The 14,140-nt window shown below is 73.9% G+C and carries 11 protein-coding genes; 3 read left to right on the plus strand and 8 right to left on the minus strand.

The annotated features are described in order from the left end of the window. The first annotated feature begins 53 nt into the window (after positions 1-53). Positions 54-890: a hypothetical protein gene (locus ACGFMM_RS05135; protein ID WP_393643259.1), complete on the plus strand. Its 837-nt coding sequence runs from the start codon at positions 54-56 to the stop codon at positions 888-890. Between the two features lie 133 nt (positions 891-1,023). On the opposite strand, the gene ACGFMM_RS05140 is transcribed toward ACGFMM_RS05135, so the two are convergent. From ACGFMM_RS05140 to ligD, 5 genes are all read right to left on the minus strand, one after another. Further along, the gene (locus tag ACGFMM_RS05140; RefSeq protein WP_393643753.1) at positions 1,024-2,496 is read right to left on the minus strand and encodes a penicillin-binding transpeptidase domain-containing protein; all 1,473 of its coding nucleotides are present in this window, start codon (positions 2,494-2,496) and stop codon (positions 1,024-1,026) included. A gap of 56 nt (positions 2,497-2,552) precedes the next feature. After that, positions 2,553-3,947, minus strand: a complete 1,395-nt coding sequence (locus ACGFMM_RS05145) for an FtsW/RodA/SpoVE family cell cycle protein (RefSeq protein ID WP_393643261.1) — start codon at positions 3,945-3,947, stop codon at positions 2,553-2,555. Between the two features lie 100 nt (positions 3,948-4,047). Beyond that, a complete protein-coding gene (locus tag ACGFMM_RS05150) occupies positions 4,048-6,465 on the minus strand; it encodes a PBS lyase (protein WP_393643263.1) in 2,418 nt (805 codons plus the stop codon). Positions 6,466-6,683: 218 nt separating this feature from the next. Beyond that, positions 6,684-7,553: an ATP-dependent DNA ligase gene (locus ACGFMM_RS05155; RefSeq protein ID WP_393643755.1), complete on the minus strand. Its 870-nt coding sequence runs from the start codon at positions 7,551-7,553 to the stop codon at positions 6,684-6,686. Between the two features lie 86 nt (positions 7,554-7,639). Then, positions 7,640-8,524 (minus strand): non-homologous end-joining DNA ligase, encoded by an 885-nt coding sequence (gene ligD / locus ACGFMM_RS05160; protein WP_393643265.1) that lies wholly within the window; start codon positions 8,522-8,524, stop codon positions 7,640-7,642. A 60-nt stretch (positions 8,525-8,584) separates the two neighbouring features. Between ligD and ACGFMM_RS05165 the strand changes: the two genes are divergently transcribed. Further along, positions 8,585-9,643 carry a Ku protein gene (locus ACGFMM_RS05165; protein ID WP_393643267.1) on the plus strand — a complete coding sequence of 353 codons (1,059 nt, stop codon included), beginning with the start codon at positions 8,585-8,587 and terminating at the stop codon, positions 9,641-9,643. Between the two features lie 58 nt (positions 9,644-9,701). Continuing rightward, a complete protein-coding gene (locus tag ACGFMM_RS05170) occupies positions 9,702-10,445 on the plus strand; it encodes a thioesterase II family protein (protein WP_393643757.1) in 744 nt (247 codons plus the stop codon). Here ACGFMM_RS05170 and ACGFMM_RS05175 read toward each other — a convergent pair. From ACGFMM_RS05175 to ACGFMM_RS05185, 3 genes are all read right to left on the minus strand, one after another. Continuing rightward, complete coding sequence (locus ACGFMM_RS05175) at positions 10,438-11,283, minus strand: hypothetical protein (protein ID WP_393643269.1); 846 nt, start codon at positions 11,281-11,283, stop codon at positions 10,438-10,440. The two genes, ACGFMM_RS05170 and ACGFMM_RS05175, sit on opposite strands and share 8 nt — an antisense overlap. A gap of 22 nt (positions 11,284-11,305) precedes the next feature. Continuing rightward, the gene (locus tag ACGFMM_RS05180) at positions 11,306-12,280 is read right to left on the minus strand and encodes an endonuclease/exonuclease/phosphatase family protein (protein ID WP_393643271.1); all 975 of its coding nucleotides are present in this window, start codon (positions 12,278-12,280) and stop codon (positions 11,306-11,308) included. A gap of 75 nt (positions 12,281-12,355) precedes the next feature. Further along, complete coding sequence (locus ACGFMM_RS05185) at positions 12,356-14,122, minus strand: AAA family ATPase (RefSeq protein WP_393643273.1); 1,767 nt, start codon at positions 14,120-14,122, stop codon at positions 12,356-12,358. Positions 14,123-14,140 lie beyond the last annotated feature (18 nt).

Below are 14,140 nucleotides of genomic sequence, written 5' to 3' on the forward strand. Positions count from 1 at the left end.
GGGGGCCGGGGCCCCCGGTTCCGTTGTCGGTGGGGTGTCGTACGGTTCCCCGCATGAGCACGCCACCGCAGCCGCCGCAGCCCCAGCCGGGCAACCCGTACGCGAGCGGCCCCATGCCCCCGCAGCCGGGCCCGTACGGCCCGCCCCACGCGGCCGCCCCGCAGGGCGTCCCGCCGCAGTACCCGGGGCAGGGCCCCGCGCAGGGCGGCTGGGGACAGCCACAGGCGCCCTTCGGGCAGCCGGTGCCGCCGCCGAGGAAGAACCGGACCGGTCTGATCCTCGGCATCGTCGGCGGCGTCGTGCTCGTCGTCGTGCTGATCGTCGGAGGCCTCGCGTTCCTGAGCAAGTCCCTGTACGACGGCGTCGAGTCGTCCTTCCCCGAGGCCAAGTACAAGCTGACCGTCCCGAAGACGCTCCTCGGCGACTACAACCTGGTCACCGACTCCTCCGCCACCGAGGGCAAGGAGGTCGAGGAGACGATCGACCCCACCGTCAGGGACGCCAAGGCCGCGATCGCCCAGTACGAGGGCGAGAACGCGTCCGTGCTCGTCGTCTCCGGCTTCCACGGCCGCCTCAGCGACCCGGACGGCACCCGCGACCTGATCCTCGAGGGCGCCGTCGAGGACCCGAACACGACGCTCGTCGTGCCGCCGAAGGACTTCCGTCCGGCCGGTCACGACGTGACCATCAGCTGCCAGGTCGCGCGCTCCAAGGATGGCGGAGTCACCTCCACGCTGCCGATGTGCGCCTGGGGCGACGGCAACACCGCCTCGTTCGTCGCCGTCGTGACGGCCGAGACAGCCGTGATGGACCCGAAGAAGGTCGACCTCGCCTCGGTCGCCGAGACCACGGCGAAGGTCCGCGCGGAGATGCGCAAGCCGATCGGCTGACACGAGCTGATCCGCTGACGCGGGCAGAGCCGGCGCGGGCAGGGGTGACGCAGGCCGGGCGGTCGCCGGGCCGGGCGGCGGGCGCCTGCCCGACCGGGCGTCCGGCCCGCGCCGGGCCCCGCCCGCCCCCCCCTCACGGACCTCGTGGTTCCGCGCGCAGGGCCTCCTCCATGACCGCCTTCGCGATCGGCGCCGCGATGCCGTTGCCGCTGATCTCCGTGCGGCGGGCCTCCGCGTCCTCCACGACCACGGCGACCGCGACGCCCGGCTGTGGCGCGCCGTCCGCCTGGGCGAAGGCGATGAACCAGGCGTACGGCGTGCCCGCGTTGCCCACGCCGTGCTGGGCCGTGCCCGTCTTGCCGCCGACCCGCGCGCCGGGGATCGCCGCGTTCGTGCCGGTGCCCCGCGTCACCACGTCCTCCATCAGCTGCTGCAGCCGCAGCGCCGTCCCGGCGCGCATCGCCTGCCGGTAGCTGCGCCGGCCGGTCCGGTCCACCGTCCGGCCGCCCGCGGTCGTCTCGCGGTCCAGCAGGTACGGGTACGCGATCTCGCCGTTGTTCGCGACCGCCGCCGCCACCATCGCCATCTGCAACGGCGTGGCCCGGGTGTCGAACTGCCCGATCGACGACAGCGCGAGCTGGTCGACGCTCATGTCCCGGTCGAAGTTGGACGCGGCCACCCCGGAGGGGATCCGCAGCCCCGGGTCACGGAAGCCGAACCGTTCGGTCGCCTCCACCATCCCGTCCAGGCCGACGTCCACGCCGAGTTGTGCCATGACCGTGTTGCACGACCAGCGGATCGCGTCCGCGAGCGAGGCGTCCTCGCAGCCGCGCGCCGCGTTCGGCAGCACGGTCCGGGTCCCGGGAAGGACGTACGGCTCCGGGGTGTCCGTCGGCGCGTCGACGTCCGTCACCACCCCCGCGTCCAGCGCCGCCGCGGCGGTCACGATCTTGAACGTCGAGCCGGGCGGGTACGTCTGACGGATCGCCCGGTTCAGCATCGGCTGGTTCGGCGAGCGGTTCAGCCGCGCCCACGCGTCCCGTACCGGCTGCCCCGTTCCCGACAGCACGCCCGGGTCGTACGACGGACTGCTCACAAGGGCGAGGATCCGCCCGCTCGACGGCTCGACCGCCGCGACCGCGCCCCGCTTGCCGCCGAGCCCCCGGTACGCGGCCTCCTGCACGGCCGCGCGGATCGTGGTCACCGCGTCGCCGCCCGGCTCGCGGTCCCGGCTGAGGTCGTTCCAGAACGGCAGCGGCGCGAGCATCGGGTCGGTGCCGTCGAGGACGGGGTCTGCCGCGTTCTCCAGGAACGTGGTGCCGTACGTCTGGGACGAGTAGCCGGTCACCGGCGCGTACACGGGGCCCTTCGGGTACGTGCGCTCGTAGCGCAGCTGCTCGCCGCTGTCCCGCGAGCCGGTCACGGGCCGGCCGTCCACCAGGATGTCCCCGCGCGGCTGGGCGTACCGGCTGATCGCCGCGCGCTTGTTGCCCGGGTTGTCGTCCAGCGCGCCGGCGTCCAGGACCTGCACGCGCGCCGCGTTGACCAGCAGCGCGGCGAGCAGGACGAGGAGCAGGGCGGCGGCGCGGCGGATGTACGCCACCATGGAGCGCCCGCCGCGGGGGTCGCGCGCCCGCCCGCGTACCCCCTCCTTCTCCCCGCTCATCGCACGCCCCCGTCCACCGGCGCGACGACGCCCGGTTCGGCGGTCTCCGGGCGCGGCATGCGGGCCGAGTCGCTGAGCCGGATCAGCAGCGCCACGATCACCCAGTTGGTCACCACCGACGAACCGCCCTGCGCCAGGAACGGCATCGCCATGCCGGTCAGCGGGATCAGCCCGGTCACCCCGCCCGCGATCACGAACACCTGGAGCGCCAGGATCGACGCGAGCCCGATCGCGAGCAGCCGGCCGAACGGGTCCCGCAGCGCGAGCCCGGCCCGGTAGCCGCGCGCGACGAGCAGCGCGTACAGCAGGAACAGTGCGGTCAGCCCCACCAGGCCCAGCTCCTCGCCGGCCGTCGCGAGGACGAAGTCCGACTTGGCGGCGAAGCCGATGAGCACCGAGTTCCCGAGCCCGAGGCCGGTGCCGAGCATCCCGCCCGCGGCGAACGCGAACAGCGACTGGGCGAGCTGCCCCGGCCCGTCGCCGGCCTCGATGGAGGCGAAGGGGTTGAGCCAGTCCTCCACCCGGGTGTGGACGTGCGGTTCGAGCGAGCCGACCGCGAACGCCCCGAGTCCGGCGAGCAGCATGCCCACCGCGATCCAGCCGGTCCGCCCCGTCGCGACGTACAGCATGACCACGAAGAGCCCGAAGAAGAGCAGGGACGTCCCGAGGTCGCGTTCCAGGATCAGCACCCCGACGCTCAGCAGCCAGATCGCCACGATCGGCCCGAGCACCCGCCCCGGCGGCAGCTGCAGCCACTGCAGCCGCCGCCAGATGCGGCGGCCGGTGTACGCCAGCGCGTTGCGGTTCGCCGCGAGGTATGCGGCGAAGAAGACCGCCAGCAGGATCTTCGCGAACTCGCCCGGCTGGAAGGAGAGTCCGCCGAGCCGGATCCAGATCTTCGCCCCGTTCACCGCGGGGAAGAAGATCGGCACGATCATGAGCGCGAGCGCGGCGGCGACGGAGAGGTACGCGTACCGTTGCAGCGTCCGGTGGTCCCGCAGCAGCACGACGACCACGATGAACAGGCCGACGCCGAGCGTCGACCAGACCAGCTGGGTCGGCGCGGCCTGGTCGCGTGGCGTCTCCAGGTCGAGCCGGTAGATGAGCACCAGGCCGAGGCCGTTGAGCAGGACCGCGATCGGCAGCAGCAGCGGATCGGCGAAGGGCGCGCGGAACCGTACGGCGAGGTGCGCGAGCAGCGCGAGCAGCCCGAGCCCTGCGCCGTACCGTGCGGCGTCGGGCGGCACGGTGCCGTCGTGCGCCAGGCCGACCTCCAGATAGCCGAAGACGGACAGGAGCACCGCCCCGATCAGGAGCGAGAGTTCCACGCCGCGCCGCTTCGGGACGTGCACGCCGGGCGGGGTCCGGGGCGGCGACGTCGTTGCGGTCATGGTCGGCAACGTAGCAACCGGTAGGCGTTATGTCCCTTTTGCGTGACGGTGTGCCGTCAGGCGCCCGCCCCGGACCTGGCCGCGGGCCTTGTCCCCGGCCTCATCCCCCCGCCGCGCGCTCCATGCGGGCGAGGGCGGCCCGGCAGAAGGTGAGGAGCTTCTCGTCCTCGTGGACGTCGTGGCTGCCCGTGCCGCCCGCCACCACGTTGTGCCGGCGCCGGCGGGCCAGTTCGGCCCGGATTGTGGGCGCCGCCGCGGCCGCCGCCGGGCCCATCTCCGCCAGGCATTCGGCCACCGTCACGCGGGTGTGACGGTTCTGCTCCCAGGCCGCGAGCAGCACAGGGAGTGCGGCCTGCGCATCGCCCGCGACGCGCCACAGCGCCGCCGCGCCGTCCACCCGCAGCCACAGGTCCCGCGCCGTCAGACACCTGCGCAGCGCCGCCGCGGCCCCGGCCGCCGCCGGGCCCACGGCTCCCAGCACCGCGGCCGCCGCCCGCCGGTCCGCACAGTCGCGGTCCGGCGCCAGCCACCCCACCAGGACCGGCAGCACCGCCGCCGCCTCACCCGTCACCGACCACAGCGCCCGCGCCGCCTCGGTCGCCACCGGAGCCGTACGGCTCTCCAGCAGCCGCCGCAGGTCCGGCACCGCCTCCCGGGCCGCCGGTCCGAACGCTGCCAGCGCCCGCAGCGCCGACTCCTGCACCCAGTCCCGCCGGTACGCCGGCGCGCCCCGCAGCACCCGCAGCACCTCCGGCGCGGCCTGCCCGGCCCGCAGCGCGGTCAGCGCGTACAGCAAGGGCGCCGCGTGGTCGTACAGCGCGTCGTCAAGCACCACCTCGCCCAGCCGGCGCCGCAGCAGCGGCGCGAGCGGCGCGGCGGCCGGGCCGAGCAGCGGCACCGTGTAGAGGAGCTGGTCGCGTACGTCCGGCCGCTCCAGCGCCCGGGCGACCGCCGGCACGGCCCGCGCGTCGCCCGACCGGGCCAGCGCCAGCAGCGCGCTGCCCAGCCCGATCCGCCCGCCCGGCCGCTCCCGCACCCACGGCCGGTCCTCCGCCGCGACCCGCGCCGCCAGCGCGTCGCCCGCCGGACAGGCCAGCTCGAACAGCTCCTCCAGCCACTGCGCCGCGGCCTCCCGCACGCGCGGCTCCGGGTCGCCCAACTGCTCGCCGACGAGCCGGACCACCTCCTCGTACCGCCCGCGCCACACCCGTATCAGCCCGCCGCACATCCAGATCGCGTCGGCCCGCTGCCCCCAGTCGGGGCTGCGCAGTTGGGCGACGACCAGCGCGATGCGGTCGTCGACCCGGTCGTCCAGGGCGGTGTGCAGGGTGCGGAGCAGCTCGTCGGTCCAGGGGGTGACGTGGCCGTCGCGCCGCTCGCCGTCGAGGGCGCGCAGGTAGCCGAGGAGAGCGGGGTGCCCGGCGGCGTCGACGTCCAGGACGCCCAGGTCGGCGTCGAGGTCCGCGTCCAGGTCTGCGTCGACGTCGACGTCGATCTGGACGCCGGTGTCGGCGTCGGGCAGCTCGGCCAGGTCGTCGAAGTCGCTGCCGTACCCGTCGGCGTGCCTGTCGCGACCGTCGTACCCGTCGTACCCCTCGCGACCGTCGTACCCGTCGTACCCCTCGCGACCGTCGTACCCGTCGTACCCCTCGCGACCGTCGTACCCGACGTACGTCTCCGGCAGCTCCCCGTACGCCCCGAACCGCGCCCTATCCTCCCCCGGACTTCGTCCGGGGGGACCCTCATCGCTTCGCGTCGCCCGCGCCGCCTCGGCGCGTCCCTCCTGCCGGACCTCCTCCAGGAGTCCGGTCACCGTCACCACCACGTCCGGCGGCAGCCGGTCCGGCGCGCAGCGGGCGAGCTGCGCCAGCGCGGCGAGCCGCAGCCCGGGCGCGCGGGCCGCCTGCGCGACGAGGGCCAGCCAGTCCACCGTCTCCTCGTGCAGCGATTCGTGTCTCAGCGCGATGCGCCCGACCGCCTCCACCAGCGCGAGCCGCACCTGCGTGTCCGTCTCCACGGTGAGCCGTTCCCGCAGCAGCGTCAGCACCCGGGCCGGCTCGGGGTGCAGCGAGGCGAGGGCGCACGGCGCTGCGAGCCGCACCTCCGGGTCGGGATCGAAGACCAGGCCGAAGAACACCTCCGCGCCGGCGGCGACTCCCGCGGCCGCCATCGCGTAGTTCGCCGCGTCCTCGAACTCCTCGGCGTCCAGGCCGAGTTCGTCCAGTTCGTCGTCGCCGTCGAGGTCGATCCCGCCGATGCTGGTGAGTAACTCGACGATGCCGCCGCGGTCCTGGACCGCCGGGTCCGCGACCAGTTCCAGCAGGAAGGGGATGCAGGCGAGCGTGGAGTCGTACACGTCCCCCTGGTGGTGCACCGCTCCGTAGAGGCCGTCGAGCGCGGTCTCGCGCACCTCGGAGTCGGCCGAGGTGAGTCCGCGCAGCAGCGCCGGCACGTCGTCGGCAGGGCCGTACGCATGTCCCAACGAGGCCCAGTCGACCTCATCGATCCCGGCCAACATGCCCCCACCTCCCCATGAGCGCGCTGTGCTAGGGGGCAAGTGTGCACCACCCGAACGGCAAGGAGGACCCGACGACAGGCCGCGGTTCCCGGCGGGCCCGCGGGCCGCTCGCTTTGCGCCACACGGGGAGCGCGCGGGGGGCGCGTGACGGTGTGTCGCAGGGGGGCGTTCGGGTCGGGGTCGGACGGACCGCGCGCCGACGGGCGCCGCCCCGTCGGTCACTCGGCGACGCGCAGCCGCAGGACGGTGATGAGGTGATGGAGCCGGGTGGTGCCGCGGGACACCTCGGCGGCCAGCGCCGCCGACAGTTCCGGCGGCAGGCGCGTATAGCGGACGTCGCCCACTCCCACGGCGGCGACCACCCCCTCTTCCCCGGCGTCCCCGGCCGTGACGTCGCCGATCGCCCGCCCCGCCGTCACCCGCAGCGCCGGCGAGAGCGGGTTGGACAGGACGGGCGTGTCGTCGTCCGGCACCACGACGACCAGCGCGGACGGCCGTTGGGGCGGCCCGGTGAACCCGACGACGACCGCGTCCCGGGTGTCGGTGTGCCGCAGCTTCTCCCACTGCCGGGCCCCGCCCCGGTACGTGTGGTCGAGCCGCTTCACGACCAGCCCCTCGACCCCGGCCGCGGGCAGGGTCTCGTACCAGGTCGCCGCCTCCTCCGGGTCGGTCGTCATCGGCACCGGCTGGAGCGGCGGCCCCAGCGGCCCGAGGACCGCGACGAGCCGTTCGCGCCGTACCGCGTACCGCTTCCCGCGCAGGTCCGCGCCGCCCTCCGCGAGCAGGTCGAAGGCGGCGTACGAGGCGGGGAGCCGGCGCGCGAGGGCGGGGGCCCGCGCGGGCGTGGCCATCGCGCGCGTCTGGACGGCGGCGAAGTCGGTCCGGCCCTCGTGCCACACGACGACCTCGCCGTCGAGCACCGTCCCGGCCGGCAGGCGCCGCGCCGCCTCGGCGAGGTCGGGGAACGCGGCGGTGACGATCCGCCCGGAACGGGCCTGGAGCAGCACCTTCTCGCCGGGGTACCGCAGGATCACCAGCCGGTGCCCGTCGAACTTCGGCTCGTACGCGAGCCCGGAGCCGCGCGGCATCCGGTCCACGGAGCGCGCGAGCGCGACCCGGACGGGCGGGGCGAGACCGTCGGGAACGTCGGCAGCGCCGCCCGCCTCGTCCGCCGTCACGGCAGCCTCCCGCCCCGCCCCGCCTCGTTCAGCGGCGCGAGCAGCTCCCCGTACCGCTCCAGACGTGGCGCGATGTCGTCCATCAGGAACACCAGCCGCTCCGGATCCCGGCAGCCCTCCACCTCGTCCCAGGTGACCGGCGCGGAGACGGTCGGCAGGGTCCGGGCGCGCAGGGTGTACGGCGTGGCAGTGGTCTTCGCGGCGGCGTTCTGGCTGTGGTCGACGAAGACCTTGCCGGGTCGCAGCGCCTTCGCCATCCGGTGCACGACCTGCTTCGGAGCCTCCGCCTCCGCCTCGACGGCGAGCTGTCGCGCGTACGCCGAGACCTGCTGCGACGGCGTCGGGACGAGCGGCACCAGCAGATGCAGCCCCTTCGCGCCGGAGGTCTTGGCGAACGCCTCCAGGCCGTCCGCCGCCAGCCGCTCCCGCAGCCGCAGCGCGACGGCGCAGCACTGCACGACGGTGGCGGGCGGCCCGGGGTCGAGGTCGAAGACGAGCCGGTCGGCGACGGCCGGGGTCTCCATCCGCCACTGATGGGTGTGGAACTCCACGACGAGGTTCGCCGCCCAGACGAGCGACGGCAGGTCCTGGATCACCGGCTGCCGCGCCCGGGGGTCCTCGGAGCGGGGCACGGGCGCGGTCGTCACCCATGCGGGCGTGCCGGGCGGCGGGTTCTTGGTGAAGAACTGCTGGCCCTCGGGACCGTCGGGATAGCGCAGGAAGGAGACCGGACGGTCCCGCAGATGGGGGAGCATCGCGGCGGCCGTGACGGCGTAGTAGTGCAGCAGCTCGCCCTTGGTGGTGCCGGTGGCGGGGTGGAGGACCTTGTCCAGATTGCTCAGGGCCAGTCGGCGCCCCTCCACCTCTGTGAGAGGCGACATACGATGAGAATCCCACGAATCTGTCAGTAGACCGGACCTATGCCGTCGAAAGGGATGAACGTGCGATCCATTTGGAACGGTGCCATCTCGTTCGGGCTGGTCAGCATCCCGATCAAGCTCGTGAACGCGACCGAGAGCCGGTCCGTCTCGTTCCGGCAGATCCACACGGAGGACGGCGGCCGGATCCGCTACCGGAAGGTCTGCGAGCTGGACGGCGAGGAGATCGCGACGGCGGACATCGGCAAGGCGTACGAGGACGCCGACGGCTCCATGATCCCGATCACGGACGAGGACCTGGCCTCGCTGCCGCTGCCCACCGCGAAGACGATCGAGATCGTGGCGTTCGTGCCGGCCGGCGAGATCGACCCGCTCCAGATGGACGCGGCGTACTACCTGTCCGCCAACGGGGTGCCGGCCGCGAAGCCGTACACGCTGCTGCGCGAGGCGCTGAAGCGCAGCGAGAAGGTCGCCGTGGCGAAGTACGCGCTGCGGGGGCGGGAGCGGCTGGGCATGCTGCGGGTCGTCGACGACGTGATCGCCATGCACGGCCTGCTCTGGCCGGACGAGATCCGCGAACCGGAGGGCGTGGCGCCGGAGACCCAGGTGACGGTGCGGGAGGCCGAACTCGACCTGGCGGACGCGCTGATGGCGACGCTGGGCGAGGTCGACATCACCTCGCTGCACGACGACTACCGCGAGGCGGTCGAGGAGATGATCGCCACGAAGGCGGCGGGCGGCGAGGCGGTGGCGCCGTCGGCGCCGGAGGAGGAGGGCGGCGGCCGGGTCATCGACCTGATGGCGGCGCTGGAGAGCAGCGTCCGCGCGGCGAAGGAGGCCCGGGGCGAGGCGCCGGCGTCGGTCACGGACCTGTCGGCCCGCAAGCGCACGGCGTCGTCGTCGCGGAGCACGCCGAAGGAGACGGGCGCGAAGAAGTCCACGGCGACAGCGGGCGCGAAGAAGGCGGCCGAGTCGAAGAAGTCGACGTCGGCGAGGAAGACGACGTCGGCGAAGAAGGCGACAGCGAAGAAGACGACGTCGGCGAAGAAGACGACGGCAAAGAAGACCACTGCAAAGCAGACCACGGCGAAGAAGACGACTCCGCGCAAGCGAAGCGCATGACGCTCCACCTAGGGTGATCGCAGCCGGGAGCGAGCCGAGTGAGGAGCGTCGAGTGAACATGAGCACGGACTGGTTACGCGTCTTCCACGCCCCCGCGGCACAGGCCCCGGGCGTGCGGCTGGTCTGCTTCCCCTACGCGGGCGGCTCGGCGGCCGCGTTCCGGCTCATGACCAGGGAGCTTCCGCCGGAGGCGGCGGACGTGGAGGTGCTGGCCGTCCAGTACCCCGGCCGCCAGGACCGGCACCGCGAACCCCCGCTGCCGACGATCGAGGCGCTCGCGGACGCCGTCGTACAGGAGCTGGCCGCGTACGAGGCCCCCGAGACGCCCCTGGTGCTCCTCGGCCACAGCATGGGCGCCCTGGTCGCGTACGAGGCGGCCCGCCGCCTCGCGCCGGCCGGCCTGATCGTCTCCGGCCGCCAGGGCCCCTCGGTCCCGCGGCCGTCTCGCGACGAGCCGCTGGACGACGACGCGATCCTCGCCCTGGTCCGCCGCCTGGACGGCCCCGGCACGAGCGCCCTGGACCACCCCGAGGTCCTCCGGCTGGCCCTGCCGTCGCTGCGCGCCGACTTCAACGCCGTCCGGACCTACGTCCACCGCCCCGCCCCGCGCCTCGCCTGTCCCGTCACCGCCCTGACGGGCGCGAAGGACCGCCACGTCACCGAGTCCGACGCGGCGGCCTGGCGGCACGAGACGACCGGCCCGTTCACCCTGGAGCTCGTCGACGGAGGCCACTTCTTCCTGCACGAGAACCCCGCGGCGTACGGGACGGAAGTGGGCAAGGCGCTGGCGGCGCTCACCTGACGCGCGGCGAGCCCAGCACCTCCCGCAGCGAGGCGGCCATCGCCGTCACGAACCCCTCCCGCTCCCGCTCGCCCACCCGGTCGAGGGACAGATACGGGTTGAGGTCCTCCAGCTCCACGAGCAGCAGCTCGCCGTCCGGCGCGCGGCAGGCGTCGACGCGCTGGATGCCGTACGGGAGGTCGTTCCAGTCCACGAACCGCTGCGCGAACTCCAGGTCCGCGGCGGTCGGTTCGTACGTCTCGAGCACCCAGCGCGCCTCGGGGTGCGGCGCGTACAGCGCGTACTGGAAGTTCCGCCCGACAAAATAGAAGGACACCTCGTACGTGAACGGGATCCGCGGCTGGACCAGCATCCCGGCGGGGTCCACACCGTCGAGCCCGCCCCGCTCCACGAACCGCAGCCCGACGGAGTCGGCCCCGAGCACCGGCTTCACGACGTACTCGTCGGCGTCCGGCAGAAGGCCGAAGTCCTCGCGCCGCCCCACGCTGGGGATGACGGGGTACCCCTCACCGAAGAGCGAGAACAGATACTCCTTCCCGCTCATGTCGCCCTTCCCGGTCAACGGGTTGAACAGCCGCACCCCGCCGGCCCGCGCGGCCTCCCGGAACTCCTCGTACACCTCGCGGTAGTGGATCACCGGCCCGCTGTTGCGCACCACGACCGCGTCGAACCGCCCCATCAGCGCGGCGGCGTCCCGCGGGTGGCAGAGCGCGAGGTCGAACCACTCGCGCAGCCGCCCGCTCAGCCAGATGTCCTCGTCGCAGTACCGCCGCCCCCGCGCCTCGTACCCGAGGTCGGTGACGTAGAGGATCGATTCGTCGTTCGTGTGTGCGCCCATGCGGGGCATCTTGTCAGGACCGTCAACCGGAACGCACCTGCTGGAATGAGAGGTGCGCGAGGACGGGCAGGTGATCGCTCCCGGTCGCCGGGAGGGCACGGACCGCGCCGACCGCGCCCCCGCGGACCAGCACCTGGTCGATGCGGGCCAGCGGCAGGGACGCCGGCCAGCTGAAGGCGAGGCCGGAGCGGGGGCCGGCGAGCCGGTCCGTCACGGGCGACAGGGCACGGTCGTCGAGGGTGCTGTTCAGGTCGCCGGCGAGGACGACGCGCTCCAGCGGCTCCGCCGCGAGGACCCGCCCGAGCTTCCGCGCGCTGTCGTCGCGCCACTCGGACCGGAAGCCGCCCGCCCCGATCCGCACGGACGGCAGGTGGACGACGTACACCGCGACGTCCCCGTGCGGCGTGGCCGCCGTCGCCCGCAGCCCACGCCGCCAGCCGGGGTCGTCGAGCCCGTCGGGCCGGAGGTCCACCGGCCGCACGTCCCGCAGCGGATACCGCGACCACAGCCCGACGGAGCCGTCCACGGCGTCATGCGGGTACGTCCGCGCCAGCGCCGCCGAGTAGCGGGGCAGCGCCGCAGGCGTCAGCTCCTCAAGTGCGACAAGATCCGGACCGGCGTCCCGCAGGGCCCGCGCCGTCCCGTCGGGATCCGCGTTCTCGTCGCTCACGTTGTGCTGCGCGACGACAAGATCGCCCGCCCCACCGCTCTCCGGAACAAGCAGCGGCCCGAACATCACCGCCCACACGACCCCCGGCACGACCGCCGCGACGAGCACGGCCCACGACCGCACGAGCGCCGCGACCACCACGAGCACGGGAACGACGAGCCCCACCCACGGCAGGAACGTCTCCACCAGACTCCCCACCCGCACCCCCGCCTGCGGCACGAACCCGTGCCCGGCGAGCAGGCAGGCCGCGACCAGCCCTGCACCGGTCAGGCCACGCCCCCACCACGAGCTGCCGCGCCCGTGGGCGGACCATCCCTTCCGTCCCACCGCTGCCCCCTTCACCGTCGGGTGGGACGACGCGACGAGGCCCCGTCCAGTTCCGCCACCGCCGGCTCTCGACCGTCAGTCGTCGGCGACACCCGCACGCAACTCCTCGAAGGCCGGCGTGAGGTCCGCGACGCGGACCGCGGTGAGCTCTTCGCGGCTCGGGGTGCCGGAGCCGCCGTGGACCTCGAACACCCGCAGATCGCGCAGCGCGGCCGCCTTGCGGCACAGCTCGCGGGCGAACCGCCCGTTGCCGAGCCGCCCCACCAGGTCCTCCTCGGCCGCTCGGCGGAAGCAGGCGGCGAGCGCGGTGGCGGCGTCCTCGTCCAGCGTGTCGCCCTGCTTGTCCAGAATCCTGCGGGCGATCTCGTGCAGCTCCGCCGGGGAGTACGAGGGGAAGTCCACCCGCGTGGTGAAGCGGGACGCGAGGCCGGGGTTCGTCGCCAGTAGGTCGGACATCTCGTCCGGGTATCCGGCCAGGATCACGACGAGCCGGTCCCGGTCGTCCTCGGCGCGCTTGAGGAGCACCTGCAGTGCTTCCTTCCCGAAGGCGTCGCCGCCGTTGTAGCCGGTGTTGTACAGCCCGTACGCCTCGTCGATGAACAGCACGCCGTCGAGGGCGGAGTCGATGACCCGGCTGGTCTTGAGGGCCGTCTCGCCGAGGTGCTGGCCGACGAGGTCGACCCGCTGCGTCTCGACGACCTGTCCGCCCTCCAGCAGGCCGAGCCCCGCGAAGACCTTGCCGATGATGCGGGCGACGGTCGTCTTGCCGGTGCCGGGCGGGCCCGCGAAGACGAAGTGCTGGGGGCCGGCGGTCGAGGGCAGTCCCTGCGCTCCCCGGACCGCGGCCATGCGTAACTGGGCGATCATCGTGCGCAGTTGCCGCTTCACGGCGTCGAGGCCGACCATCCCGTCGAGCATGCCCATGGCCTCGGCGAGCAGCGCCTCCCGGCCGTCCGACGCGGTGGTGTCGGCGGCGTCGGCCGGTGGGGCGGCGGGCTGCGGCGGCTGCGCCGGCCGTGGCGGGACGCCCGCGGGAGCAGGAGCCGGAGCAGGAGCGGGAGCCGATGTCGGCGGCGCGGCGGGCGGCGTGGACACCCGCGCCTGCGCCCGCTCCGCGACATCCGCGTGGTGGGGGTTGCAGCGGAAGGCGTACTGGTACTGCCGCAGCGCCTCCTCGTCCCGCCCCAGCCCCTCGCACGCCGCTCCGCGCTCGTAGGCCACCTCCGCGTCGAAGTGTCCGCCCTTGTCGATGTGGTGGGGGAGCGGAGCGAGCGTGCTGAGGGCCTCGTGGAAGACCTCCTGCTCGTTGAGTGCGGTCGCGACATACAGCTGCGCCTCCTCGTGGAGGAAGCTCGCGGTGATGTTCCGCGCGTACTGGAGGACGAGCGGCCAGTCCCCCTTCAGAAACGCGTACCGCGCGCAGAGGAACCGCGTCTCGTCGCAGTCGAGTTGCGCGGTCATGAGCGGCGGCCCAGCCTCCTCCACGCGGCCTTCGTCGAGCAGCGCGGCCAGGCCCGCGAGCCACAGATCCCGCGCGCTCTCCAGGCGGAAGTTGACGTAGTCGCCGATGCCGAAGTGGGACTGGAGCATCATCGTGTTCCTGGTGCGCAGCGCTCCGAACGAGCGATGGTGCCACTGCATCGCCGCCAGCGCCTCCGCCTCTCGCTGCCCGGTGGCATGCAGTCCCAGCCACGCGTCGGCGGCGGTCGGGTCCAACTCCACGGCCTGCTGGAACCGCCCGGCGGCCTCCGCGGTCCGCTCCTGGCGCAGCAGCGTGACCCCTTCGATCCACAGCCGCTCGGCCTTCCGTGCCGCCTGCCAGGACACCGAAGTCTCTGCCATCGTGCCGCGCTCCTCCCC

This window comes from Streptomyces sp. NPDC048604, from assembly GCF_043199435.1.
Taxonomy (GTDB): Bacteria; Actinomycetota; Actinomycetes; order Streptomycetales; family Streptomycetaceae; genus Streptomyces.

What these genes read in the sequence shown, in the direction of transcription:
- ACGFMM_RS05135 (WP_393643259.1), top strand. Translation starts at nt 54, where the DNA reads ATGAGCACGCCACCGCAGCCGCCGCAGCCCCAGCCGGGCAACCCGTAC.
- ACGFMM_RS05140 (WP_393643753.1), bottom strand. Translation starts at nt 2,496, where the DNA reads ATGGTGGCGTACATCCGCCGCGCCGCCGCCCTGCTCCTCGTCCTGCTC.
- ACGFMM_RS05145 (WP_393643261.1), bottom strand. Translation starts at nt 3,947, where the DNA reads ATGACCGCAACGACGTCGCCGCCCCGGACCCCGCCCGGCGTGCACGTC.
- ACGFMM_RS05150 (WP_393643263.1), bottom strand. Translation starts at nt 6,465, where the DNA reads ATGTTGGCCGGGATCGATGAGGTCGACTGGGCCTCGTTGGGACATGCG.
- ACGFMM_RS05155 (WP_393643755.1), bottom strand. Translation starts at nt 7,553, where the DNA reads ATGCCGCGCGGCTCCGGGCTCGCGTACGAGCCGAAGTTCGACGGGCAC.
- ligD (WP_393643265.1), bottom strand. Translation starts at nt 8,524, where the DNA reads ATGTCGCCTCTCACAGAGGTGGAGGGGCGCCGACTGGCCCTGAGCAAT.
- ACGFMM_RS05170 (WP_393643757.1), top strand. Translation starts at nt 9,702, where the DNA reads ATGAGCACGGACTGGTTACGCGTCTTCCACGCCCCCGCGGCACAGGCC.
- ACGFMM_RS05175 (WP_393643269.1), bottom strand. Translation starts at nt 11,283, where the DNA reads ATGGGCGCACACACGAACGACGAATCGATCCTCTACGTCACCGACCTC.
- ACGFMM_RS05185 (WP_393643273.1), bottom strand. Translation starts at nt 14,122, where the DNA reads ATGGCAGAGACTTCGGTGTCCTGGCAGGCGGCACGGAAGGCCGAGCGG.